1 protein-coding gene is annotated in these 1,042 nt (G+C 42.0%); it reads left to right on the top strand.

Annotation, left to right across the window (positions count from 1 at the left end; translation table 11 throughout):
- Positions 1 to 79: 79 nt before the first annotated feature.
- The coding region (locus CRYPD_RS07725) for an IS5 family transposase (RefSeq protein ID WP_138146990.1) at positions 80 to 1,042 on the top strand (963 nt) is incomplete at its 3' end.

Genomic DNA, 1,042 nt, shown 5'->3' with positions numbered 1-1,042 from the left:
GAGACCTTTGCATAAATCAACCAAAACCACACCAATCCAGTAAAATAACAACCATCTAAAATCAATCAAAAAAATAACAATGTCTTGGAAACAAACAACTCAACATTCATTCGCAGACTCTCTTGTTGTAGAGCATAAATCTCTATCAGAGCTTGATGATGTGCATAACATCATCAATTGGGCAGAGATAGAGCAAACCTTATCAAACCTTTATTCATCTGTGCGAGGTGCGCCTAGCTACCCGCCACTGATGATGTTTAAGATTCTTATTCTCCAAGCTTGGTATAACTTAAGCGATGAAGCCTTAGAGAAGCAAATCGCCAGGGATCTTATGTTTAGGCGCTTTATTAATCTTAGCCTGTCTGAGAATGTGCCAGACCATTCCAGTATTTGGCGCTTTAGACAGCTGCTTAACACCGAGCAGCTACTAGAGCCTCTACTGAAGCAAATCAACACTCACCTAGAGAGAAACTCTATCACTGTCTCACTCGGATCAATCAACATTATTGATGCCACCGTCATTGAAGCCAAACAGTCTCGCAAGCGCAAAGGCAAAGATGGCAACAACACTCAAGACTCTGAAGCGGGCTACAATGTTAAAACTGCAGCTGATGGCAAGCGTAAAACCACCTATGGCTTTAAGGCGCACGCTAATGTTGACGAGGATGGCTTTGTCAAGAAGATGACCTTTACACCAGGCAATGTGCATGATTCACAAGAGTTTGACAAGTTGCTGGATTGTGGGAGGGCTAAAGACAAATTAAAAACCTGTGGTGAAGTCTATGCCGATAGCGCATATGCCAACAAAAAGAATGACAAAAAACTGGGCAAGCAAAATAACAAAGTCTTGCACAGAGCCTACAGAAATACACCACTCACGCAAGCACAAAAACAAGAAAACAAACAGCGCTCAAGCATTCGTTATATCGTAGAACGCACTTTTGGCTTGCTAAAACTTCATCACGGTTTAGGCAAGGCAAGATACCTTGGACTAGAGAGAAACAAAACCAGAGTACAACTGATTGCCATGAGTCATAACCTT

This window comes from Bathymodiolus heckerae thiotrophic gill symbiont (assembly GCF_900180345.1).
Classification (GTDB): domain Bacteria; phylum Pseudomonadota; class Gammaproteobacteria; order PS1; family Pseudothioglobaceae; genus Thiodubiliella.
The sequence above is the reverse complement of the archived record's forward strand: the minus strand, read 5'-3'. Positions and strand labels throughout refer to the sequence as shown.